This is a genomic window from Pseudomonas sp. TH34, assembly GCF_016650865.1.
Classification (GTDB): Bacteria; Pseudomonadota; Gammaproteobacteria; order Pseudomonadales; family Pseudomonadaceae; genus Aquipseudomonas; species Aquipseudomonas yamanorum.
Map to the genome: position 1 here is coordinate 66,553 of NZ_JAEKFB010000010.1, position 23,377 is coordinate 89,929.

A 23,377-nucleotide genomic window follows, 5' to 3' on the forward strand; every position below is an offset into this window, starting at 1 on the left:
TTTTGCGCGCCCCAAAAGGACGTGCATCGGATATTAAGACCATAGCGGACCCCACAAGCCATGAACAAAAATCTGCGTTTCAGCCATAAAATCCTGCTTGCCGCCGCTCTTATCGTCATTGCCGCCTTTGCGTTGTTTACCCTCTACAACGACTACTTGCAGCGTAATGCGATTCGCGACGATCTGAACAACTACCTGCATGAAATGGGCGACGTCACCGCCAGCAACATTCAGACCTGGCTCACCGGGCGCATTGTGCTGATCGAAAGCGCCGCGCAGAACATCGCCATCAACCCGGATTCAACTAACGTCGCGAGCCTCCTGGAACAGAAAGCCCTGACGTCTTCGTTCATGGCCACCTACCTGGGCGACAGCAAAGGCGGTTTCGTGATCCGCCCCGACACCAAGATGCCCGACGGTTTCGACCCGCGTGTACGCCCCTGGTACAAGGGTGCACAGGGCAGCAACGGCTCAACCCTGACCGAACCGTACATTGATGCGGCCACCGGCCAGTTGATCATCTCCATTGCCACCCCCAGCAGCAAAGCCGGGCAGAGTGTTGGCGTGGTGGGCGGCGACCTGAGCCTGCAAACCCTGGTGGACAACATCGGAGCCCTGAACTTCGGCGGCATGGGGTATGCCTTCCTGGTCAGCGCCGACGGCAAAGTGCTGGTGCACCCGGACAAAAGCCTGGTGATGAAAGCCCTGGCTGACGTCTATCCAAAAAACACCCCGAAGATCAGCAGCGATTTCAGTGAAGTCGAAGTCGACGGCAAAACCCGCATCGTCACCTTTACCCCAATCAAGGGCCTGCCTTCGGTGAACTGGTACCTCGGCCTGTCGGTGGATAAAGACAAATCCTTCGCCATGCTCAGTGAATTCCGCACCTCGGCGATCATTGCCACGATCATCGCGGTGGTCATCATCATCGCCCTGCTGGGCATGCTGATCCGCATCCTCCTGCAGCCATTGCACATCATGACCCGCGCCATGGAAGACATCGCCGACGGCGAGGGCGACCTGACCCGCCGCCTGACCATCCAGAACCACGACGAATTCGGCGTACTCGGTACCGCGTTCAATCGCTTCGTGGAGCGGATTCACACCTCGATTCGCGAAGTGTCCTCGGCCACCGAGCACGTCAATGAAGTGGCCCTGCGGGTGGTCAGCGCCTCCAACTCCTCGATGGTTAATTCCGACGAGCAGGCCAACCGCACCAACAGCGTAGCGGCCGCCATCAACGAACTGGGGGCCGCCGCCCAGGAAATCGCCCGCAACGCCGCACAGGCCTCCAACCAGGCCAGCGATGCCCGACAACTGGCCGAAGACGGGCAGCAGGTGGTGGAGCGCAATATCAAGGCGATGAACCAGTTGTCGCAGATGATCAGCGCCTCCAGCACCAATATCGAAGCGCTTAACAACAAGACGGTGAACATCGGGCAGATTCTGGAAGTGATCACCAGCATTTCCCAGCAAACCAACCTGCTGGCCCTCAACGCGGCGATTGAAGCCGCACGGGCCGGGGAAGCCGGTCGCGGGTTCGCCGTGGTGGCCGACGAAGTGCGCAACCTGGCACACCGTACCCAGGAATCGGCGCAGCAAGTGCAGAAGATGATCGAGGAGCTGCAAGTGGGCGCGCGGGATTCGGTCAGCACCATGAGTGAAAGCCAGCGTCACAGCCAGGACAGCGTGGAAATCGCCAACCTGGCCGGCGAGCGCCTGAACAGCGTGACCCAGCGCATCGGCGAGATTGACGGGATGAACCAGTCGGTGGCCACCGCTACCGAGGAACAGACCTCGGTGGTGGAGTCGATCAACATGGACATCACCGAGATCAACACCCTCAATCAGGAAGGTGTGGAAAACCTGCAATCAACGTTGCGCGCCTGTTCCGACCTGGAACAGCAGGCAGCGCGCTTGAAACAACTGGTGGGCAGTTTCCGGATCTGATTCAACGGCGTCAGTGGCGACCTTGCGCAGGGGCTGACGCCTTTTCTTCCGGCGATTCGGACGTGTCCTGCAGTTGTTCCCACAACTCGGCGGCGCCTGGAAACTCGGTGCCGTCTTCACCGCTCAAGTCATCCGGGTCATATCGACTCAAACAACCCTCTCCCAGCGTCGCAGGGGCTTTGGACGTGGCTTTATCAAGTGGATCGCTCATTCTCCAATCCTCTCCCGAGGCAAAAAAAAGGGCCTGTAGCGATTTAACGCCCAGGCCCTTCATTCTTCAATCAGAACACTTCAATCAGAACACGACGGTCTTGTTGCCGTGCACCAGCACCCGGTCTTCCAGGTGATAGCGCAGGCCGCGGGCCAGCACCATCTTCTCGACGTCACGGCCAAAACGGACCATGTCTTCGATGCTGTCGCTATGGCTGACGCGCACCACGTCCTGCTCGATGATCGGACCTGCATCCAACTCTTCAGTGACGTAGTGGCACGTAGCGCCGATCAGCTTTACACCGCGCAGGGATGCCTGGTGATACGGCTTTGCGCCTACAAACGACGGCAGGAAACTGTGGTGAATGTTGATCACCTTGCCGGCGTACTCACTGCACAGTTCCGGCGGCAGGATCTGCATGTAGCGCGCCAGCACCACGACGTCTGCGTCGTGCTGCTTGACCAGGCGCGAGACCTCGGCGAAAGCCGGCTCCTTGTCCTGCGGGTTGACCGGGACATGGTAGTAAGGGATGCCGTGCCACTCGACCATGCTGCGCAGGTCGTCGTGATTGGAAATCACGCAGGAGATTTCGCAGTCCAGTTCGTCGCTGTGCCAGCGGTGCAGCAAGTCTGCCAGGCAGTGGGACTCACGGCTGGCCATCAGGACCACACGCTTTTTCTGTTCCGTGTCGGTGATGCGCCAGGTCATCGAGAACTCTTCAGCGATCGGCGCAAATGCCTCGCGAAATGCCTCTAGACCAAAGGGCAGCGTATCGGCACGAATTTCGTGACGCATGAAGAACCAGCCGCTGAGATTGTCCGAGTGATGGCTCGCTTCGGTGATCCAGCCGTTATGGGAAGCCAGAAAGTTACTGACCTTGGCAACGATGCCAACCCGGTCCGGGCAAGCAATCACCAGCCGAAAAGTGCGCATTAGGGGGAAACTCCAGAACTTCACAAAGGCCGCCATTCTAGCGATTGCGCACAAAAACTGCAGTATTCCTCTACGCTTATTCTGATCACGCGAGCCGGCCCTACCCCTTAATAGCGTAAGGTTTTACCCACTATATGTGTGCTATCCCATGGACTCAGGCAGTAAGCCAGGACTTAACGAGAGTATCTTTAGGCCTTAACCCTTACTAATTAACTCAATTCCACCCTTTTGCCACAAACAACCAAAGTAAATTACATAAATGCGGCCTTAAATGTTTACTTGGGCAAACTGTCTGACTATTATTGGGCCACTATCCCCTTTCACCCAGCGCCCTACATAAGGTAGTCCCCATGTCCCTGATCAACGAATACCGTGCCACCGAAGAAGCTATCAAAGAGCTGCAAGCCCGTTTGAAGAACCTGTCCCAAGACGACAAACTGCAAACCGAGCTGGAATTCGAAGGCAAATTGCGCACCCTGATGGGCGAATACTCCAAATCCCTGCGTGACATCATCGCGCTGCTGGATCCAGAGTCGAAAGTTAAGGCTCCACGTGGTGCCGTAAAAACTACCGGCACCAAGCGTGCACGTAAGGTTAAACAATACAAAAACCCGCATAACGGCGAAGTGATTGAAACCAAAGGTGGCAACCACAAGACGCTGAAAGAGTGGAAAGCCAAGTGGGGCGGCGACGTGGTTGAAGGCTGGGCTACCCTGCTGGGCTAAGCCTCACCAGGACGCCGCGTGATACGCAACGCAATAAAAAACGCCAGCTAGCTGGCGTTTTTTATTGTCCGCATTTTACCTGCGTGCCGATTACAGGCTCATTCGTGCTGCTAAAGAGTCAACATATTCCTGCCACTCATCAAGCACCTGCTGCTGAAACGGTGTAGCACTAACAGCCAACTCAAGACGTGCCTGTTTAAAAGCTTCAAGGGTGTTTGGCGCCCCCCATTGAGGGTCTGACAAACGTTGCTGACAGAAAACTCTCCAGCGTTGTTGCTCCTCACTATTCAAGGTGTCGGGGAAGTTACGCGCGCGATAGCGAAATAATAATTCAGGTAAACGCTCATCATCGAAAGGCCATTGCTGGCGCGCTAGTTGCGCAGGCTCGGCGACTCTCACTTGTTCACATAAACGTCGATCACGATCCCCGATAAAACCATCGTATAGCTGCTGCTCGGGATCAGCGCTTGGCGCAAAATCTTCCTCGGCATAAATCAGCGCTAATTTATCGCGCCATAGTTCCTGTGCGTCGCTTAGCCGCAGGGCTCGCGCCTCACACTCATCCATATCCAGTTGCAGACGCTCGCGGTCTTGTGCCCGAAGCACACTCAACGGTGCGACTACCGGGCAGCGATTGATGTGCAACAATTTGAGCGGTACCGGCAACTCACCTTCGGCAAGGTCATCACGACGGGTATATAAGCGCCGGCGCAAGGTATCGGCGTCCTCGTCCAACAACCCTTGGGGATCGAGCCCAAGGTCACAGACGATCAACGCATTGCGATTGCGCGGATGCCAGGCCAGCGGCAACACCACTCCCAGGTAATGACGCTCGGCGGAAAAACGGCCGGAGATATGCACCATCGGCTGTAATAACCGCACCTGGTCCATCACCCGTTGCTTGCTGCGCAGTTGAAACAGCCAGTCATAGAGCTTGGGTTGCTTCTCGCGGATCAACCGCGCCAGTGCGATGGTGGCGCGCACATCAGACAAGGCGTCGTGGGCCTGACCGTGGTCGATGCCGTTGGCAGCCGTCAATCGCTCAAGCTTGAGGGTGACGCGCCCATCCTGTTCCGGCCAGACGATCCCGTCCGGGCGCAGGGCGTAGGCGGTGCGTACTACGTCGATCAGGTCCCAGCGGCTATTGCCGCCCTGCCACTCCCGGGCATAGGGATCAAAAAAGTTGCGGTACAGACTGTAGCGCGTCATCTCGTCGTCAAAACGCAAGGTGTTGTAGCCAGCCCCGCAGGTGCCCGGGGCGGCGAGTTCGGCGTGTACCCGGGTCATGAAGTCGGCTTCGGCCAGGCCTTTTTCCGCCAGCACCCCGGGCGTGATACCGGTAATCGCGCACGCCGCCGGGTGCGGCAGGATATCGTCGCTGGGGTGGCAATAAAGATTGACCGGCGACCCGACCTCGTTGAGTTCAAGGTCAGTGCGAATGCCGGCTACCTGCAGTGGGCGGTCGGTACGCGGGTTGATGCCGGTGGTTTCATAGTCGTACCAGAAAATGGTGGTCACGGGCTATTCCTGTGCTGAAGACCGGCAAAGTCTAGGCGCTTGACGGCACCGGGGGCCAGCGCTGTGTTCACTGTACAAACATTCAGTAAATCGTTGAGTGGTTGCTTCCACCGTCGACACTGCTAGCATCCGTCTTTCCAACCCCGCCGCTGCCGCCCAGGCGTCAGCGCAGCACTGCCAAGGACCGCGATGCCATCTGCGCCACTGGATACCCGCTACCAGATCGAGACCCCAGAGGGCATCGACCTGCCCCTGCGCCCGGCCGGCCTGCTGGTCCGCTCACTGGCCTTCGCCTTCGACCTGGGGTTGCGCGGCCTGATTCTCGGCATCCTGTTCATCGCCCTCGCGTTTCTCGGAAACCTGGGCATCGGCCTGGGCTCGCTGCTGCTGTTCCTCGTCAGTTGGTGGTACATGGTGCTGTTCGAAGTGCTCAACCAGGGCTGCTCACCCGGCAAGCAGATCATGGGCTTGCGAGTAGTGCAGGACGACGGTACGCCCATCGGCTGGTCCGCCTCGCTGATCCGCAACCTGCTGCGCTTTGTCGACATGTTGCCGTTCGGCTACGTCCTCGGCGCCATCAGTTGCCTGCAACACCCCAACTTCAAACGCCTGGGTGACCTGGCGGCCGGGACCCTGGTGATCTATCGCGAACAACCACTTTCCCGTCCGCAGGTTCCGCAAGCTCCGGCGCTGCGTCTGCCGTTCGCCCTGGAGCTGAACGAACAACGGGCAATTCTCAGCTTCGCCGAACGCCAGGGCGAACTGTCCGCCGAGCGAGTCAACGAACTGGCCGCGATCCTGGCCACTCCCCTGCAGGTCTCCCCTGCCCGCGCCGTCGCGGAACTGAACGGCGTGGCTCGTGGATTGTTGGGGCCAGCATGAAGCAGAGTCTTTTCGAAAGCCGCCACCAGGCACAATGGCAAGCCTTTGCCACGCAACTGACACAGCTTGAAAAGGGCAAAGCCAAGCGTGCTGACTTCACCGACTTCCCTCATCAGTACCGGCAGTTGTGCCAGCATCTGGCGCTGGCCCAGGAACGCGGCTACAGCAGTTATCTGGTTGATCCATTGCAGCAGCTTGCCTTGCGCGGCCATCAACAGCTGTATCGGCATCGCAGCCAGTTGAGCGCAAACGTACTGAGCTTTCTGCTGGCCGACTTCCCCAGGCTGGTTCGCGCGCAATGGCCATTCGTGTTGGTCGCCAGCCTACTGTTCTTTGGCAGCCTGATCGGCATCGCGTTGCTGGTGTACCTGTACCCAGACCTGATCTACAGCATCGTCAGCCCCCAGCAAGTGGCCGAGATGCAGGGCATGTACGACCCGGATGCCAGCCGTCTGGGTCGGGCAGCCGAACGTGCCTCCAGCGAAGACTGGATGATGTTTGGTTACTACGTGATGCACAACATCGGCATCGCATTCCAGACCTTTGCCGCCGGGCTGTTGTTCGGCCTGGGCAGCGTATTTTTCCTGTTCTTCAACGGCCTGATCATTGGTGCCGTTGCCGGGCACCTGACACAAATCGGCTACGGCCAGACCTTCTGGTCATTCGTGATTGGCCATGGCGCCTTCGAACTCAGCGCCATCGCCCTGGCTGGCGCGGCCGGCCTGCAACTGGGGTGGGCCTTGATTGCACCGGGGCAACTGACGAGAGGTGAATCCCTGCGACTGGCCGCGCGTAAAAGCGTGCAAATGATTTGCGGTGTGATGGTGTTCCTGCTGATCGCCGCGTTTATCGAGGCGTACTGGTCTTCCACCACTGCGGTGGCGCCGTGGATCAAGTACCTGGTGGGCGCCGCCCTCTGGTTGCTGATGGCTGCCTACCTGCTGTTTGCCGGACGGAACCGCCATGCGCCTGAGTGATGCCAGCGTCGTGATCCGCCCGCGCACCTCCTGGGAAGCCATGGACCTCGGCATACTGCTGGCCCGCGAACATCGTGTGCTGCTGATGAGCAGTTGGGCCATCGTGAGTTTACCGATCTTCGCGCTGCTCAGCGTGCTGCTGTGGAATCATCCCTCCACCGCGCTGTTGCTGTTCTGGTGGTTGAAACCGGCATTCGACCGTCTGCCACTGTATATCCTGTCCAAGGCCCTGTTCGGCGAAACACCCAGCCTGAAACAAGCCCTGCGTCACTCGCCACGCCTGCTCAAGGGCCAACTGCTGGCCAGCCTGACCTGGCGACGTTTCAGCCTGAGCCGCAGCTTCGTGATGCCGGTGGTCCAGCTCGAAGGTCTGAAAGGCCAGGCGCGCCAACAACGTCTTGGTGTACTGCAACAACGCAACGCCGGCGCTGCGCGCTGGCTGACCCTGATCGGGGTGCACCTGGAAATCGCCCTGTGGTTCGGGTTGATGGCCGTGTTCTATTTTTTCCTGCCCCAGGAGGTAGAGCGGGATTGGGACTGGCAACAGCTGGTGCTCACCGCGGGGCACGATTGGCTCTGGCTGGAACACCTGACCAACGCCTTCTATGCGCTGATCCTGGTGTTCTGGGAGCCTATCTATGTCGCCTGCGGTTTCAGCCTGTACCTGAACCGCCGTACCGTGCTGGAAGCCTGGGACCTGGAACTGGTATTCCGCCGGCTGCGCCAGCGCTTGAGCGGCATAGCGCCGGTACTGCTGCTGGTGATCGGGCTGGTACTGGTTCCGGCGCCCCCATCGGCGTGGGCCGATGAACCGGCGCCCCAAAAGCCCCTGAGTACACAATCGGCCAGTCAGTCGATCAAGGCGCAGTTGGAGCAGCCACCGTTCAAAAACACCGAGACCGTCACCCGCTACCGCTTCGGCGAAGAAAAAGCGGCGGACAAAACCAAAACAAAAGGTGAAGGCAAGTTGCCGGCCTGGCTGGAAGCGTTGCTGAAAAACCTCAACAGCGATTCGTTCAAGCACATCGCGAAGGGCCTTGAAGTGCTGCTCTGGGGGTTGCTGGTGGGTGGCCTTGCACTGGTGATCTGGCGCTATCGCGACTGGCTGCATGCCTTTGTCAGCCGCCGCAGCCCCCGCAAGCCCAAGGCTGCCAAGCCCGCTCCCTCGCAGTTGTTCGGCCTCGAGCTGGGGGCAGATACCCTGCCCGAAGACATCGCCGGCACCGCCGAACAGCTCTGGGCAACGCAGCCCCGGGAAGCCCTCGGTTTACTTTACCGTGGGTTGCTCAGCCGCCTGCTGCACGACTTCAACCTGCCGCTGAAAAGCGCCGACACGGAAGGCCAGGTCCTGGAGCGTATCCGCCAACTGCAACAGCCGCAGTTGCTGGCGTTCAGCGATGAGCTGACCCGCTACTGGCAAAACCTTGCCTATGGTCACCGCCTGCCGCCGGCCTTCGCGCAACAACAGCTATGCAGCCGTTGGCGAGCCCTGTTCGGCTCTGGAGCTGTGCAATGAACCGGCCATTGCTGTGGGTAGGACTGCTTGTGGCGTGCCTGCTCGCAGCAGGCGGTTTTTATGCCTGGCACAAGGCGATCCCGTATCAGGAGGTGGTCGACCGCGGCCCTTCGCCAGAAGCCCTCGCCAACCCCTACCTGGCGGCGGAACACTTTCTGCGCCAACAAGGCCTGGTGGTGGAGCACGCCAACAGCCTGGAACGGCTGGCCAGTCTTTCGCCCAAAGGCAACAGCCTGCTATTGCTGGGCGAGCGCAGTAGCATGAGCCCACCGCAGGTCGAGCAATTGCTGCAATGGACCCGGGCTGGCGGCCACCTGCTGCTGGTCGCCGAAGCACTGTGGGATGAGGACACCGGCAAAAGTGGTGACCTGCTATTGGATAGTGTGCAGATACACCAATCCTTCAGTGAAACGTTCGACGCTCCAGCACCGGCGCGTAAAAAGAAAACGCCGGACCTGACCAAACTCTATGTGGACAACGAAACGGCCCCGGCCTATTTCAGCTTCGACACCGACTTCAATCTCACCGACCCCAGGCACCTGGCGCAATTCTCGGCCAACAGTGCCAAGTCGACGCACCTGATGCAGGTCAACCTCGGACAAGGCCGTGTGACGGTGGTCACCGACAGCGACCTGTGGAAAAGCCCGGCCATTGGCCAATACGATAACGCCTGGCTGCTCTGGTACCTGAGCCAGGGGACGCAGGTCACGCTGCTGTTCAACACGGATGTCGAGGATCTGTTCAGCCTGTTGCTGCGCTATTTCCCCCAGGCCCTGGTGGCACTCGCCGCATTGATGGCCCTCGGGTTATGGCACGCCAGCCTACGCCAGGGCCCGATCCGGCAACCAGCCCCCAAGGCACGCCGGCAATTGCAGGAACATCTAAAAGCCAGTGCCGACTTCCTGCTGCGCCGCAGCGGCCAAAACAGCTTGTTGCAAGCCTTGCAGCGCGACATCCAACGCACTGCAAGGCGCCGTCATCCCGGGTTCGAACACCTCGACACTGCCGAACAATCGCGGGTCCTTGAACGCCTGACCCGCCAACCCTCCCTCGTCATCAGCCAGGCCCTCGGCCCACTCCCGACAAAACGGCTCTCCAGTGCCGATTTCAGCCGCCAGGTGGCTAGCCTGCAAACCCTCAGGAATGCCCTATGAGCGAATTTCCAGCCGCAGACCCGATTCAGCGCGCCAGCCAACTGGCCCAGGCCTTGCGCGTCGAACTGCGCAAGGCGGTCATCGGCCAGGAGCAAGTGATCGATGACGTGCTCACGGCGTTGATCGCCGGTGGCCACGTACTCCTTGAAGGTGTTCCTGGCCTGGGCAAAACCCTGCTGGTACGAGCCCTGGCGCGCTGTTTTGGTGGAGAGTTCGCACGTATTCAGTTCACACCGGATTTGATGCCCAGCGACGTGACCGGCCATGCCGTTTACGACCTGCATACCGAGCAGTTCAAGCTGCGCAAGGGGCCGTTGTTTACCAACCTGCTGTTGGCTGACGAGATCAACCGCGCCCCGGCGAAAACCCAGGCGGCGTTGCTGGAAGCCATGCAGGAACGCCAGGTAACCCTCGAAGGCGAGGCGCTGCCCATCAGCCAACCGTTCATGGTACTGGCCACCCAGAACCCCATCGAGCAGGAAGGCACTTACCCGTTGCCCGAAGCCGAACTGGATCGCTTCATGCTCAAGGTGCGCATGGACTACCCCGAGGCGCAGCAAGAACTGGACATGGTGCGCGAAGTCACCCGTTCCTCGCGCGCCGACATGCTCGACGTGCAACCGCTGCGAACGGTGCTGCACGCCGAAGATGTGTTGCAATTGCAACAGATCGCCAGTGAACTGGCGCTGGATGAACAAGTACTCGACTATGCCGTGCGCCTGGCCCGCACCACCCGCAGTTGGCCAGGCCTGACCATCGGCGCGGGCCCGCGGGCCTCCATCGCCCTGGTGCGTGGCGCCCGGGCCCGGGCCTTGCTGCGTGGGGGCGAGTTCGTTACCCCGGACGACATCAAGGACTGCGCCCTGGCAGTGCTGCGCCATCGAGTGCGCATTGCCCCGGAGCTGGATATCGACGGGCTGGAAGTCGACCAGGTGCTCAAGCAACTGCTGGACCAAGTCCCGGCGCCACGGCAATGACACGCCCATGAGACCGACCCGCCTGCTATTGATCTGGCTCGGTGTGCTGCTGGGCCTGAGTGTCCTGCTCGGCGCACTGGGGGCACTGCAGATCAAGGTGCCAGACACCCTGCACGCCGTGACGTGGGGCCTGCTGCTGGCCCTTTTGTTACTGGCCCTGCTGGATGCCGGCCGTTTGCGCCGCCGGCCATCCCCACGCGTGCGACGGCAGATGCCCGGGAGCCTGGCGCTGGGTCGCTGGGGCGAGGTGCGGGTGACGCTGGACCACGACTATCCACAGCCGCTGGTGGTCGAGGTCTTCGATCATGTACCGGACGGTTTGACGGTGGAGAACCTGCCACAATCCATCGAACTGCGGCCCGCAGAGCAGAGTGAATTGGGTTACCGGTTAAAACCCCAAAGGCGCGGGCATTTCAGTTTTACCCGTTGCGAAGTCCACCTTCCCAGCCCACTGGGATTGTGGTCGGCACGGCGGTTGATAGACGTCAAAGATGCCACCCGGGTCTATCCGGACTTCGCGCGCCTGTATGGCGCGCAGCTGCTGGCGGTAGACAACTGGCTCAACCAGCTTGGCGTACGCCAGCGCCAACGGCGCGGGCTGGGCCTGGAATTTCATCAACTGCGCGAGTTTCGCGAGGGCGACAGCCTGCGCCAGATCGACTGGAAAGCCACCGCTCGGCAACGCACACCCATTGCCCGGGAGTACCAGGATGAGCGCGACCAGCAGATCATGTTCATGCTCGATTGTGGCCGGCGTATGCGCAGCCAGGACGCCGAACTGTCGCACTTCGACCACGCCCTCAATGCTTGCCTGCTGCTCAGCTATGTCGCCTTGCGCCAGGGTGATGCCGTGGGGCTCTGCACATTTGCCTGCGACCAGCCGCGCTACTTGGCGCCGGTCAAGGGCAGCGGCCAGCTCAATCTGCTGCTGAATGCGGTGTATGACCTGGACACTTCCCGGCGTACGGCCGATTACCAGGCAGCCGCCAGCCAGCTGCTGGCGCGGCAGAAACGCCGCTCGTTGGTGATCGTAGTGACCAATTTGCGCGATGAGGATGATGAAGAACTGCTGAGCGCCGTTAAACGCCTCAGTCGCCAGCACCGGGTATTGGTCGCGAGCCTGCGGGAGGAAGTCCTAGACCAGTTGCGCCAAGCCCCTGTGCAAACCCTGCCCGAAGCCCTGGCCTATTGCGGTAATGTCGACTATCTCAATACCCGAGACGAACTCCATGACCGCTTGAACGCCCACGGTCTTTCAGTACTGGACACGCTGCCTTCGGAAATGGGAGCCGCCCTGGTGACCCGTTACCTGAGCTGGAAAAAAGCCGGCGTGCTATGAATGCTGGCGCACGGCGCCTAGGCAGAGGCCTGCAAGGGATCAAAGCTGAAGTAACTCAACAGTGCGTTGATCACCTCTCCATATTCGGCGGGCGCCTGGGACACACTGAACCCGGAGTCGTAATGCCTGGGGTTTATGTCCTCATGGCACCACAGGCAGGTAGCCGTGAGGTCTACCGCCTGTACCTGGCCCTCAGGCCCCGGGATCTTCAAGCGCAGCTCGAACTCCACGTCGACCATCATGGGCAATTGGCTGATCAACATCAGCCCCTGCGCGGAGACATTGCCCAAATAGCCAATAGGCTTGTCCGTCAGGCGATTGAACACTTGAAGGAAGCAAGGTAACTGATGCCGCTCGATCCGTCGGGGAGTAAACATGATGAGGTCGCCATCCAATGGCCATGATTGTGGCCGCTCCAGTGATTCGAAACGAGCCCAAAGGCCCGCTCTCCCCGGATATCGGTGCGACAACCGCAAACGCGTTGCCACTTCTACAACTGCCAAATCCGGGAACTCCATCCGTTTGAATAGAAACTTATACAAACTGACATTCAAAGATTAGCCCAAGACTGGCAACGAGCCAGCTATGGCATGACAAATATCATCACAACGACGCGGGACGCGGCTGGGCGGCGCTCGCGCCGGAGTAATGCCCCAGTTGTTGCAGGGTGTCCAGGCGAGCGCGGGCACGGAAAGCGTATTCGCTCGCCGGGTACTGGCTGATGATGAACTGATAGGTTTGCGCCGCATCAACGAACAGTTTCTCGCGCTCCAGGCACTGCCCGCGCAGCATCGAGACTTCCGGTTGCACATAGCGCCGGGAACGGCTCTCACGGTCGACCTGAGACAACTCAAGGGTGACCCGCTGGCAATCGCCGACACCATAGGCGCGGTACGCATTGTTCAAATGATGGTCCATCGACCAACGGGTGCAGCCGACAACACTGACGGCCAGGGCAGCAATGATCACGATTCGCATGGGGGTTCTCCTGTCTTGTGCAGTGTATCGACCCTTCATCGAAAATCTTCAAGGTTGTTCATCTGTTCATGCAGAGTGAAAACAAGCGAATCATCGATAAGTAGTGCAAACGAACAATGACTACAACCAAAGAGCATAGTAGCCTTCCTCAGCGCTTGAACTCAGGAGTCCGTGCATGTCCGTCCGTCGTACCAAAATCGTCGCCACCCTTGGCCCGGCCAGTAACTCGCCGGAAGTCCTCGAACAGCTGATTCTGGCTGGCCTGGACGTTGCCCGTCTGAACTTCTCCCACGGCACCCCGGACGAGCACAAGGCTCGCGCCAAGCTGGTGCGTGACCTGGCTGCCAAGCATGGCCGCTTCGTTGCATTGCTGGGTGACCTGCAAGGCCCGAAAATCCGTATCGCCAAATTCACCAACAAGCGGATCGAGCTGAAGATCGGTGACCAGTTCACTTTCTCCACCAGCCATCCGCTGACCGAGGGCAACCAGCAAGTCGTGGGTATCGATTACCCGGACCTGGTGAAAGACTGCGGCGTCGGCGACGAACTGCTGCTGGACGACGGTCGCGTGGTGATGCGCGTCGACACCGCAACCCCGACCGAACTGAACTGCACCGTGATCATCGGCGGCCCGCTGTCGGATCACAAAGGCATCAACCGTCGCGGCGGTGGCCTCACCGCTCCAGCCCTGACTGAAAAAGACAAGGCCGACATCAAGCTCGCCGCCGAAATGGAAGTGGACTACCTCGCGGTATCCTTCCCGCGCGACGCCGCCGACATGGAATACGCCCGTAAACTGCGCGACGAAGCCGGCGGTACTGCCTGGTTGGTGGCGAAGATCGAACGCGCCGAAGCCGTGGCCGATGACGAAACCCTCGACGGACTGATCAAGGCGTCCGACGCCGTGATGGTTGCCCGTGGTGACCTCGGCGTGGAAATCGGCGACGCCGAGCTGATCGGTATCCAGAAGAAAATCATCCTGCACGCACGTCGCCACAATAAAGCGGTGATCGTTGCGACCCAGATGATGGAGTCGATGATCCAGAATCCGATGCCGACCCGTGCCGAAGTGTCCGACGTGGCCAACGCCGTGCTCGACTACACCGACGCCGTAATGCTCTCGGCTGAAAGTGCGGCTGGCCCGTACCCGCTGGAAGCCGTGCAGGCCATGGCACGCATCTGCGTCGGCGCTGAAAAGCACCCGACCAGCAAGACCTCCAGCCACCGTATCGGCAAGGTCTTCGAAAGCTGCGACCAGAGCATCGCGCTCGCCGCCATGTACACCGCCAACCACTTCCCGGGCGTGAAAGCGATCATCGCCCTGACCGAAAGTGGCTACACGCCGTTGATCATGTCGCGCATCCGTTCTTCGATCCCGATCTACGCATTCTCCCCGCACCGCGAAACCCAGGCCCGCGCGGCCATGTTCCGTGGCGTCTACACCGTACCGTTCGACCCGGCATCGCTGCCGCCTGAGCAAGTCAGCCAGGCCGCGATCGACGAGTTGCTCAAGCGCGGCGTAGTAGAGAAAGGCGACTGGGTCATCCTGACCAAGGGCGACAGCTACCACACCATCGGCGGCACCAACGGCATGAAGATCCTGCACGTTGGCGACCCAATGGTCTGAGTGACACGCTGAAAAACAAAAGCCCCGCCCTGTGAATGGCGAGGCTTTTTGCATTCCAGATTGGCTCGTGTATTGGCTTTACTGGCCTCTTCGCGAGCAAGCCCGCTCCCACATTTAACCGCGTACATCCTGAAGAAATGCGGTCGAATGTGGGAGCGGGCTTGCTCGCGAAGACGTCCGAACAGTCAACGCCCATTCATCGCCGAACGATAAAGGCCGACAACGCCGCAATCGCTTCCGGCGATTTCAACCGCTGGGTAAACAACGCCCCCTCCTCTTCGATCACCCTGCGCAACTGCTCGCGATCGACGCTTTTCATCAGATGCTTGCTGACCTGCACCGCACCCGGCGCCAGGGTCTCAAACCGTCCAGCGACTTCCCGCGCCTTGGCCAGGGCTGATTCGCCGCTGCCCAATGCCTCAGTGGCAATGCCCCAAGCGGCAGCCTGCTCACCAGTAAAGCCTTCACCCAGCAGCAACAACTCCGCCGCCTTGGCATGCCCCAGCAAGCGCGGCAGAATCAAGCTGGAACCAAACTCCGGACACAGCCCCAGGTTGACGAACGGCATGCGCAACCGCGCATCCCGGCTGACATACACCAGGTCACAATGCAGCAGCAGCGTCGTACCAATTCCCACTGCCACACCCGCCACGGCCGCAATCACCGGCTTGCGGCAATTGAGCAAGCTGCGCATGAAGTGAAACACCGGGCTGTCGAGGTCAGCCGGCGGTTGCTCCAGGAAGTCGCCAATATCATTACCGGCGGTGAAACACTCACTGCTGCCCTGAATCAACACGGCGTTGACGCTGGTATCAGCATCCGCCTGCTCCAGCGCCTCGGCCAATTGGCTGTACATGGCGCGGGTCAGGGCGTTTTTCTTGTCCGGGCGGTTGAGCTGCAGGATCAGCAACCCGCGTTCGCGTTGCTGCAGGATGGCATCGGTCATGGCAAATCTCGCGGCTGGAAAATTCAGCGCTCAACCACGGGGCAGGAACACATCGGCCAGCAGTTGATTGCGCGGCAGTCCGGCCAGGAACAGGCGCTTGGAGAAGGCCTCGACGCTGGCAGGGTGCCCGCAGAGTAAGGCCAGAGTTTGCCGGGAAACAAGCCGCAGTTGCGCCAAAGCGTCAGTCGACCCGGCCGCCGTCCATAGCTCGACCGTCACGTTGGGATGCGCCGCAGCCAGTTGCGTCAACGGCTCGGCCAGATAATGACCGTCGGCATCATGGGCCAGATGAATGACCCGGATGGGGCCTTGGTGATCCTGGCGCAAGGCCTCACGTAGCACGCCCCACAACGGGCCAAGTCCGGTGCCCGAGGCGAGCAGCCAGAGCGGCCGGGATTGCCAGTCGGGGTCGTACTGCAACGCCCCGCCCCGCAGTTCGCCCAGGCGCAGGCTGTCACCGGCCTTGAACTGGCGGGCGGCGTCGCTGAACTCGCCGGGCAGGCGGCAATCGATGTGAAACTCGAGAAACGGATCCTCCTGGGGCAGGCTGGCCAATGAGTACGGCCGCGCAATGCTGCCCGCCCACAGCACCAGATGCTGCCCCGCTCGGTAGCGCAAGCCGCGCTCGGGTTGCAGCCGCAGGCGCAGTACGTTCGGGGTCAACCAATCGATACTCTGCACCGTCGCAGGCAATCCATCACGCAGCGGGTCAAAGGCTTCGATCTGCAAGTCACCCATGACCTGGCACTGGCAAGCCAGGCGCCAGCCGTCCTGGCGTTGCGCCAGGCTCAGGGCATCTGGTTGATTGTCCTGAAGGTCACCCTGGCAACGTACCAGGCAGGCATGGCAGCTGCCGGCGCGGCAGCTGTAGGGCACAGCCACACCCGCCTGGTTCAGGGCATCCAGCAGGTTACTGCCGGCGGCTACCGACCAGTGGCGTTCGCCGACGTGAAGTTCAGGCATCAAGGGTCTCGAATCAAAAAGGCGTCTACAGGGAATCACGCCCGGCAGAGTTTGACCATAGTCGGGTGTATCGGCCACCGCGGCGGGTTATACTGCCGCGCCTTTTTAGCGTCGCGCCTGCACCACTTTGGCGTGCCTTGGAAAGGTGGCTTCAGCCGACCGATGCAACACTGACGCCACCTTTATTGAATGTTCCCTTATAGAGGAGCGCGACTCATGACCGTGATCAAGCAAGACGACCTGATTCAGAGCGTTGCTGACGCCCTGCAATTCATTTCCTATTACCATCCCGTTGACTTCATCCAGGCGATGCACGAAGCCTACCTGCGCGAAGAATCGCCAGCGGCCCGTGACTCCATGGCACAGATCCTGATCAACTCGCGCATGTGTGCCACCGGCCACCGCCCGATCTGCCAGGACACCGGGATTGTCACCGTATTCGTACGTGTCGGCATGGACGTGCGCTGGGATGGCGCCACCATGAGCCTGGACGACATGATCAACCAAGGCGTGCGCCAGGCGTACAACTTGCCGGAAAACGTGCTGCGGGCCTCGATCCTCGCCGACCCGGCCGGTGCGCGTAAAAACACCAAGGACAACACCCCGGCCGTGATCCACTACTCCATCGTCCCGGGTAACACCGTGGAAGTGGACGTGGCCGCCAAAGGCGGTGGTTCCGAGAACAAGTCGAAAATGGCCATGCTCAACCCGTCCGACTCGATCGTCGACTGGGTACTGAAGACCGTTCCGACCATGGGCGCCGGCTGGTGCCCACCGGGCATGCTCGGCATTGGCATCGGCGGCACCGCCGAGAAGGCCGCCGTGATGGCCAAGGAAGTGTTGATGGAATCCATCGACATCCACGAGCTGAAAAAGCGCGGCCCGTCCAACCGTATCGAAGAGATGCGCCTGGAGCTGTTCGAGAAGGTCAACCAACTGGGCATCGGCGCCCAGGGCCTGGGTGGCCTGACCACCGTGCTCGACGTGAAAATCATGGACTACCCGACCCACGCGGCCTCGCTGCCGGTGTGCATGATCCCCAACTGCGCCGCCACCCGTCACGCGCACTTCGTGCTCGACGGCTCGGGCCCTGCGTCGCTGGAAGCACCACCGCTGGACGCCTACCCGGAAATCGTCTGGGAAGCCGGCCCGTCGGCCCGTCGCGTCAACCTCGACACCCTGACCCCGGAAGACGTACAGAGCTGGAAGCCGGGCGAAACCGTACTGCTCAACGGCAAGATGCTCACCGGTCGCGACGCGGCGCACAAGCGCATGGTCGAGATGCTGAACAAGGGCGAAACCCTGCCGGTGGACCTCAAGGGTCGCTTCATCTACTACGTCGGCCCGGTTGATCCGGTGCGCGAAGAAGTGGTTGGGCCTGCCGGTCCGACCACCGCCACGCGGATGGACAAGTTCACTCGCCAGATCCTCGAGCAAACCGGCCTGTTGGGCATGATCGGCAAATCCGAGCGCGGTCCGACCGCTATCGAAGCGATCAAGGACCACAAGGCGGTTTACCTGATGGCAGTGGGCGGCGCGGCTTACCTGGTGGCCCAGGCCATCAAGAAATCCCGCGTCGTGGCGTTCGCCGAGCTGGGTATGGAAGCGATCTACGAGTTCGACGTAAAAGACATGCCGGTTACCGTTGCAGTGGATAGCAAGGGCGAGTCGGTACACATCACCGGTCCTGCCATCTGGCAGAAAAAGATCAGTGAAAGCCTGGCGGTAGAAGTGCAGTAAGCATTTCCGCTGCAAGGATAAAAGGCGACCACTACGGTCGCCTTTTTTTGTGCCATGCACCTCTCACTGTGGCGAGGGAGCTTGCTCCCGCTGGACCGGGCTGACGCTCCAGTACTCAGCGCTCCCATTTTTTGGGGCCGCTACGCGCCCCAGCGGGAGCAAGCTCCCTCGCCACAACAGCCATGCGCCGCGTGCTATGGTGCTCGCCCCTAATTGCACTGTTCATCTTCGTATGATTGCGATTCCCCGCCCGCTGCGTTTGACCTTCTACTCCTTGCTGATCATCGCCGGCGCGGTCCTGGCTGCCGCCCTGGCTACCCGCCACGCCGAACGCCTGGCCCTGGTGGATGACGCTGCCCGCGCCAATCAGCAGCTCATGCTCTATGGCAACTCACTGCACACCCTGATCGAACGTTACCGCGCCCTGCCCGCCGTACTGGCCCTGGACTCGGAAATGATCAGCGCCTTGAAGGGCCCGCTGGACACCGCCACCCAGGATTTGCTCAACCGCAAGCTGGAGCGCATCAACGGCGCCGCCCAGTCTTCCACCCTGGAACTGATGGACCGCAACGGCCTGGCCGTGGCCGCCAGCAACTGGAATTTGCCCAGCAGTTATGTAGGGCACAACTACGCGTTTCGCCCGTACTTCAGCCAGACCCTGAGCCAGGGCACCGGGCGGTTTTATGCGGTGGGGGTGACCACCGGGATTCCGGGGTATTTCCTCTCCAGCGCGGTGGTCGGCGAGAACGAACAATTCCTCGGCGCCATGGTGGTCAAGCTGGAGTTCCCGGAACTGGAACGCGAGTGGGCTCAGGGCAATGACCTGCTGCTGGTCAGCGATGCGCGGGGTATTGTGTTTATCGCCAACCAGCCGGGCTGGCGCTACCGCGCGCTGCGTCCGTTGTCGGACAGCGACCACGCCGAACTCAAGGCCACTCGCCAATACGACAAGAAACAGCTGCTGCCGCTGGACGCTGAAGCGTTGCAGCGCTTTGACGAGAACAGCCACCTGATGCGCGTCGATGGCCCCGATGGCAAGGCCAATTACATCTGGGAATCCCTGCCGCTGAAAGCCGAAGGCTGGACCTTGCACCTGTTGCGCAAACCACAGGTTGCCTTTGAGGACCAACGCAACGCCGGCCTCGCTGCCGCCGGCTCATGGCTGGCGCTGGTGTTCCTGGTGCTGTTCCTGACCCAACGCTGGCGCCTCGCCCGCCTGCGCCAGCGCAGCCGTGAAGAACTTGAACAGTTGGTGGAGGAACGCACCCGCGCCCTGCGCACCGCCCAGGATGGCCTGGTGCAATCCGCCAAACTGGCAGCGCTGGGGCAGATGTCTGCTGCTCTCGCTCACGAAATCAACCAGCCATTGACCGCCCAGCGCATGCAGTTGGCGACCCTGCGGCTGCTGCTGGATCATGGCCGGGTGGACGACGCCTACCAGGCCCTGACCCCGCTGGACGACATGCTCACGCGCATGGCCGCGCTCACCGGCCACCTCAAGACCTTCGCCCGCAAGAGCCCCAGCGGCCTGCGCGAACGCCTCGACCTGGCGACGGTGGTGGACCAATCCCTGCACTTGCTCGATGCGCGCCTGCGGGACGAAGCCATCGGCACCGTCCTCGATTTGACCCGCCCGGCCTGGGTACGCGGCGACGCGATCCGCCTGGAACAGGTGCTGATCAACCTGCTGCGCAACGCACTCGACGCCATGGCCGACAAGCCGCGCAAACGCCTGGAAATCCGCCTGCATGCCGATCAACAGCTGTGGTGCCTGACCGTCAGCGACAGCGGCGGCGGGATTGCCGAGGAACACCTCAACAGCGTGTTCGACCCGTTCTTCACCACTAAGCCTGTGGGCGACGGGCTCGGTTTGGGGCTCGCCGTGTCGTACGCTATCGTCCACGAACTCGGCGGTCGCCTGAGCGCCGGCAATCACGGTGACGGGGCGATCTTTACCCTGACCTTGCCTATCGCGCTGGAGACGCCAGACCTATGTTGAACGCGGTGATTGTGGTCGATGACGAAGCCAGCATTCGCACGGCCGTCGAGCAATGGCTGAGCCTGTCGGGCTTTGAGGTGCAGTTGTTCGGCCGCGCCGAAGAATGCCTGGCGCAATTGCCCAGGGACTTTCCCGGGGTGATCCTGAGCGACGTGCGCATGCCCGGCCTCAGCGGCCTGGAGTTGCTGGCTGAAGTGCAGCGGCGTGACGCCGACCTGCCGGTGATTCTGCTCACCGGCCACGGCGATGTGCCGATGGCCGTCGAAGCCATGCGCGACGGCGCCTACGACTTCCTCGAAAAACCCTTCAGCCCCGAGGCCCTGCTCAGCAGCCTGCGCCGGGCGCTGGACAAGCGCGGGCTGGTGCTGGAAAACCGCCGCCTGCATCAACAGGCCGATCACCGGGCCCAACTGGAATCGAGCCTGTTGGGGGTGTCGCGCGGTTTGCAGAACCTGCGCCGGCAAGTGCTGGACCTCGCGGGCTTACCGGTGAATGTGTTGATTCGTGGTGAAACCGGCAGCGGCAAGGAACTGGTCGCCCGTTGCCTGCATGATTTCGGCCCCCGGGCGAAGAAGCCATTTGTGGCGCTGAACTGCGCGGCGATTCCCGAGCAGCTGTTTGAAGCCGAGCTGTTCGGCCATGAAAGTGGCGCGTTTACCGGCGCCCAGGGCAAGCGTATCGGCAAGCTGGAATACGCCGACGGCGGCACCCTGTTTCTCGATGAGATTGAGAGCATGCCCCTCGCCCAGCAGGTGAAATTGCTGCGGGTGCTGCAGGAGCAAAAACTGGAACGGCTCGGCTCCAATCAAAGCATCAAGGTGGACTTGCGGATCATCGCTGCCACCAAGCCGGACCTGCTGGACGAAGCCCGCGCTGGGCGTTTCCGTGAGGATTTGGCCTACCGCCTGACCGTCGCGCAACTGCGCCTGCCACCGCTGCGGGAGCGCCGGGAAGACATTCCGCTGCTGTTCGAACACTTTGCGCAAAGCGCGGCCGAACGCCTGGGCCGCAGCTTCGCTCCGTTGAGCGGGCCGGCGCTGGGCCGCCTGCTCAGCCATGACTGGCCGGGCAACGTGCGGGAACTGGCCAACGTCGCTGAACGCCAAGTACTGGGGTTGGGTGAGCCGGAGCCGGAAGGTATCGAAGCCGAAGCCGGGCAATCGTTGGCGGCCCAGCAGGAAGCCTTTGAAGCCCATTGCCTGAAAGCCGCACTGACCCGGCACAAAGGCGATATCAAGGCGGTGCTGGCCGAGCTGCAACTGCCCCGGCGCACCTTCAATGAAAAAATGCAGCGCCATGGCCTGGCGCGGGACACGTTCCTCTAACCCGATCATTCCCACGCTCCGCGTGGTAATGCAGCTCTGGACGCTCCGCGTCCGCCCTTAAAATCGTGACGCGGAGCGTCACAGGATGCGCGCCCACGCAGAGCGTGGGAGCGATCTTCGTCGGCGGTTTTCCGCTCATCGCCCTTCAATCATCAGCGACTTTCCGCTCAAAAAAATCTCCAAACCCCTCTAGACCGGGCCTTCATCTGTTTGGCACAGCTCCTGCTATAGCCCAGCCAGGCTGCGCTCGGGCGCGCTCCACAAAAACAATTAGATGAAGGATCCTTAAATGGATAACTCCAACTCCCTGCCTCTGGGGTCGGCGGCTGCGCCGGCAAAAGAACGCACCACCTCCAGCCGTATCAAGTCGATCTTCAGCGGATCGGTCGGCAACATGGTCGAGTGGTACGACTGGTACGTCTACGCTGCTTTCTCTCTGTACTTCGCCAAGACCTTTTTCCCGAAAGGCGACACCACCGCCCAACTCTTGAACACCGCCGCTATCTTCGCCGTGGGCTTCCTGATGCGCCCGATCGGTGGCTGGCTGATGGGCCTGTACGCCGACAAGGTCGGGCGTAAAAAGGCCTTGATGGCCTCGGTGTACCTGATGTGCTTCGGCTCGCTGCTGATTGCCCTGAGCCCGGGTTATGAAGCCATTGGTATCGGTGCGCCGATCCTGCTGGTATTCGCCCGCCTACTGCAGGGGCTGTCGGTCGGGGGCGAATACGGCACCTCCGCCACTTACCTCAGCGAGATGGCGACCAAGGAACGTCGTGGCTTCTACTCCAGCTTCCAGTACGTAACCCTGATCTCTGGCCAGCTCATCGCCCTTGGCGTGCTGATCGTGCTGCAACAGACCCTGACTACCGAGCAGCTGTACGACTGGGGCTGGCGTATCCCGTTCGCCATCGGCGCCCTGTGTGCAGTAGTGGCGCTGTACCTGCGTCGTGGCATGGAAGAAACCGAGTCGTTCACCAAGAAAGAAAAAGCCAAGGAAAGCGCGATGCGCACCTTGATGCGCCACCCCAAGGAACTGATGACCGTCGTCGGCCTGACCATGGGCGGTACCCTGGCGTTCTACACCTACACCACCTATATGCAGAAATACCTGGTGAACACCGTCGGCATGAGCATCTCCGACTCCACCACCATTTCGGCAGCCACGCTGTTCCTGTTCATGTGCCTGCAACCCATCATCGGCGGGCTGTCGGACAAGGTTGGCCGCCGGCCAATCCTGATCGCCTTCGGCGTCCTCGGCACGCTGTTCACGGTGCCGATCCTCACCACCCTGCACACCATCCAGACCTGGTGGGGCGCGTTCTTCCTGATCATGGCGGCGCTGATCATCGTCAGCGGCTACACCTCGATCAACGCCGTGGTGAAGGCTGAACTGTTCCCCACCGAAATCCGCGCCCTGGGTGTTGGCTTGCCCTATGCGCTGACCGTGTCGATCTTCGGCGGCACCGCTGAATACATCGCGTTGTGGTTCAAAAGCATCGGCATGGAAACCGGGTACTACTGGTACGTCACCGCGTGTATTGCGGTGTCGCTGCTGGTGTATGTGACCATGAAGGACACCCGCAAGCATTCGCGGATTACCACGGACTAAAGGTTCGG

At 61.0% G+C, this 23,377-nt stretch carries 20 protein-coding genes and 1 pseudogene; 14 read left to right on the top strand and 7 right to left on the bottom strand.

Translation table 11 applies throughout. From position 1 onward, the window contains the following. Nucleotides 1–60: 60 nt before the first annotated feature. Both JFU58_RS32525 and JFU58_RS32530 read left to right on the top strand, forming a co-directional pair. Nucleotides 61–1,092 (top strand): annotated as a pseudogene (locus JFU58_RS32525) (HAMP domain-containing protein); the annotation flags it as partial. Between the two features lie 93 nt (nt 1,093–1,185). Then, complete coding sequence (locus tag JFU58_RS32530; protein ID WP_373568943.1) at nt 1,186–1,950, top strand: methyl-accepting chemotaxis protein; 765 nt, start codon at nt 1,186–1,188, stop codon at nt 1,948–1,950. A 10-nt stretch (nt 1,951–1,960) separates the two neighbouring features. On the opposite strand, the gene JFU58_RS05165 is transcribed toward JFU58_RS32530, so the two are convergent. Further along, nucleotides 1,961–2,161 (bottom strand): hypothetical protein, encoded by a 201-nt coding sequence (locus JFU58_RS05165; RefSeq protein ID WP_063033908.1) that lies wholly within the window; start codon nt 2,159–2,161, stop codon nt 1,961–1,963. Between the two features lie 84 nt (nt 2,162–2,245). Continuing rightward, complete coding sequence (gene purU / locus JFU58_RS05170) at nt 2,246–3,094, bottom strand: formyltetrahydrofolate deformylase (RefSeq protein ID WP_003209762.1); 849 nt, start codon at nt 3,092–3,094, stop codon at nt 2,246–2,248. A gap of 350 nt (nt 3,095–3,444) precedes the next feature. Between purU and mvaT the strand changes: the two genes are divergently transcribed. After that, nucleotides 3,445–3,819 carry a histone-like nucleoid-structuring protein MvaT gene (mvaT, locus tag JFU58_RS05175; RefSeq protein ID WP_005790963.1) on the top strand — a complete coding sequence of 125 codons (375 nt, stop codon included), beginning with the start codon at nt 3,445–3,447 and terminating at the stop codon, nt 3,817–3,819. Nucleotides 3,820–3,909: 90 nt separating this feature from the next. Here the strand turns inward: mvaT and sbcB are convergent, their stop codons facing one another. Next, on the bottom strand, nt 3,910–5,337 hold the full coding sequence (gene sbcB / locus JFU58_RS05180; RefSeq protein WP_177071288.1) for an exodeoxyribonuclease I: 1,428 nt from the start codon (nt 5,335–5,337) through the stop codon (nt 3,910–3,912). Between the two features lie 189 nt (nt 5,338–5,526). On the opposite strand from sbcB, the gene JFU58_RS05185 reads away from it, so the two are divergent. The 6 genes from JFU58_RS05185 to JFU58_RS05210 are packed head-to-tail and all read left to right on the top strand — an operon-like array spanning nt 5,527 to nt 12,182. Then, a complete protein-coding gene (locus JFU58_RS05185; protein WP_093205665.1) occupies nt 5,527–6,219 on the top strand; it encodes an RDD family protein in 693 nt (230 codons plus the stop codon). Further along, nucleotides 6,216–7,196: a stage II sporulation protein M gene (locus JFU58_RS05190; RefSeq protein ID WP_093205661.1), complete on the top strand. Its 981-nt coding sequence runs from the start codon at nt 6,216–6,218 to the stop codon at nt 7,194–7,196. The genes JFU58_RS05185 and JFU58_RS05190 overlap by 4 nt, the downstream gene beginning before the upstream one ends. Further along, a complete protein-coding gene (locus tag JFU58_RS05195; RefSeq protein WP_201139988.1) occupies nt 7,183–8,712 on the top strand; it encodes a DUF4129 domain-containing protein in 1,530 nt (509 codons plus the stop codon). The genes JFU58_RS05190 and JFU58_RS05195 overlap by 14 nt, the downstream gene beginning before the upstream one ends. After that, nucleotides 8,709–9,866 (top strand): DUF4350 domain-containing protein, encoded by a 1,158-nt coding sequence (locus JFU58_RS05200; RefSeq protein ID WP_201139989.1) that lies wholly within the window; start codon nt 8,709–8,711, stop codon nt 9,864–9,866. The genes JFU58_RS05195 and JFU58_RS05200 overlap by 4 nt, the downstream gene beginning before the upstream one ends. Continuing rightward, entirely contained in the window at nt 9,863–10,843 is a 981-nt protein-coding gene (locus tag JFU58_RS05205) for an AAA family ATPase (RefSeq protein ID WP_201139990.1), read from the top strand. The genes JFU58_RS05200 and JFU58_RS05205 overlap by 4 nt, the downstream gene beginning before the upstream one ends. A 7-nt stretch (nt 10,844–10,850) precedes the next feature. Further along, nucleotides 10,851–12,182: a DUF58 domain-containing protein gene (locus JFU58_RS05210; RefSeq protein WP_201139991.1), complete on the top strand. Its 1,332-nt coding sequence runs from the start codon at nt 10,851–10,853 to the stop codon at nt 12,180–12,182. Nucleotides 12,183–12,199: 17 nt separating this feature from the next. On the opposite strand, the gene JFU58_RS05215 is transcribed toward JFU58_RS05210, so the two are convergent. Beyond that, entirely contained in the window at nt 12,200–12,559 is a 360-nt protein-coding gene (locus JFU58_RS05215; protein ID WP_063033907.1) for a PilZ domain-containing protein, read from the bottom strand. Nucleotides 12,560–12,785: 226 nt separating this feature from the next. Then, nucleotides 12,786–13,160, bottom strand: a complete 375-nt coding sequence (locus JFU58_RS05220; protein ID WP_093205647.1) for a tetratricopeptide repeat protein — start codon at nt 13,158–13,160, stop codon at nt 12,786–12,788. Nucleotides 13,161–13,335: 175 nt separating this feature from the next. Here JFU58_RS05220 and pyk point away from each other — a divergent pair, with 175 nt between their 5' ends. Further along, complete coding sequence (pyk, locus tag JFU58_RS05225; protein WP_017475648.1) at nt 13,336–14,787, top strand: pyruvate kinase; 1,452 nt, start codon at nt 13,336–13,338, stop codon at nt 14,785–14,787. Nucleotides 14,788–14,983: 196 nt separating this feature from the next. On the opposite strand, the gene JFU58_RS05230 is transcribed toward pyk, so the two are convergent. Then, nucleotides 14,984–15,733, bottom strand: coding sequence for an enoyl-CoA hydratase-related protein (locus tag JFU58_RS05230; RefSeq protein WP_093205642.1), 750 nt, complete (start codon nt 15,731–15,733; stop codon nt 14,984–14,986). Nucleotides 15,734–15,763: 30 nt separating this feature from the next. Further along, nucleotides 15,764–16,696 carry an iron-sulfur-binding ferredoxin reductase gene (locus JFU58_RS05235; RefSeq protein WP_201139992.1) on the bottom strand — a complete coding sequence of 311 codons (933 nt, stop codon included), beginning with the start codon at nt 16,694–16,696 and terminating at the stop codon, nt 15,764–15,766. 216 nt (nt 16,697–16,912) lie between these two features. On the opposite strand from JFU58_RS05235, the gene JFU58_RS05240 reads away from it, so the two are divergent. The 4 genes from JFU58_RS05240 to JFU58_RS05255 all read left to right on the top strand — a co-directional run bounded on the left by JFU58_RS05240 (nt 16,913) and on the right by JFU58_RS05255 (nt 23,369). After that, nucleotides 16,913–18,436 carry a fumarate hydratase gene (locus tag JFU58_RS05240; RefSeq protein WP_003214142.1) on the top strand — a complete coding sequence of 508 codons (1,524 nt, stop codon included), beginning with the start codon at nt 16,913–16,915 and terminating at the stop codon, nt 18,434–18,436. Between the two features lie 232 nt (nt 18,437–18,668). Beyond that, a complete protein-coding gene (locus tag JFU58_RS05245; RefSeq protein ID WP_177025503.1) occupies nt 18,669–20,435 on the top strand; it encodes an ATP-binding protein in 1,767 nt (588 codons plus the stop codon). Beyond that, a complete protein-coding gene (locus tag JFU58_RS05250) occupies nt 20,429–21,760 on the top strand; it encodes a sigma-54-dependent transcriptional regulator (protein WP_017475644.1) in 1,332 nt (443 codons plus the stop codon). The genes JFU58_RS05245 and JFU58_RS05250 overlap by 7 nt, the downstream gene beginning before the upstream one ends. 289 nt (nt 21,761–22,049) lie before the next feature. After that, nucleotides 22,050–23,369, top strand: a complete 1,320-nt coding sequence (locus JFU58_RS05255) for an MFS transporter (RefSeq protein ID WP_063027572.1) — start codon at nt 22,050–22,052, stop codon at nt 23,367–23,369. The last annotated feature ends 8 nt before the right edge of the window (nt 23,370–23,377 follow it).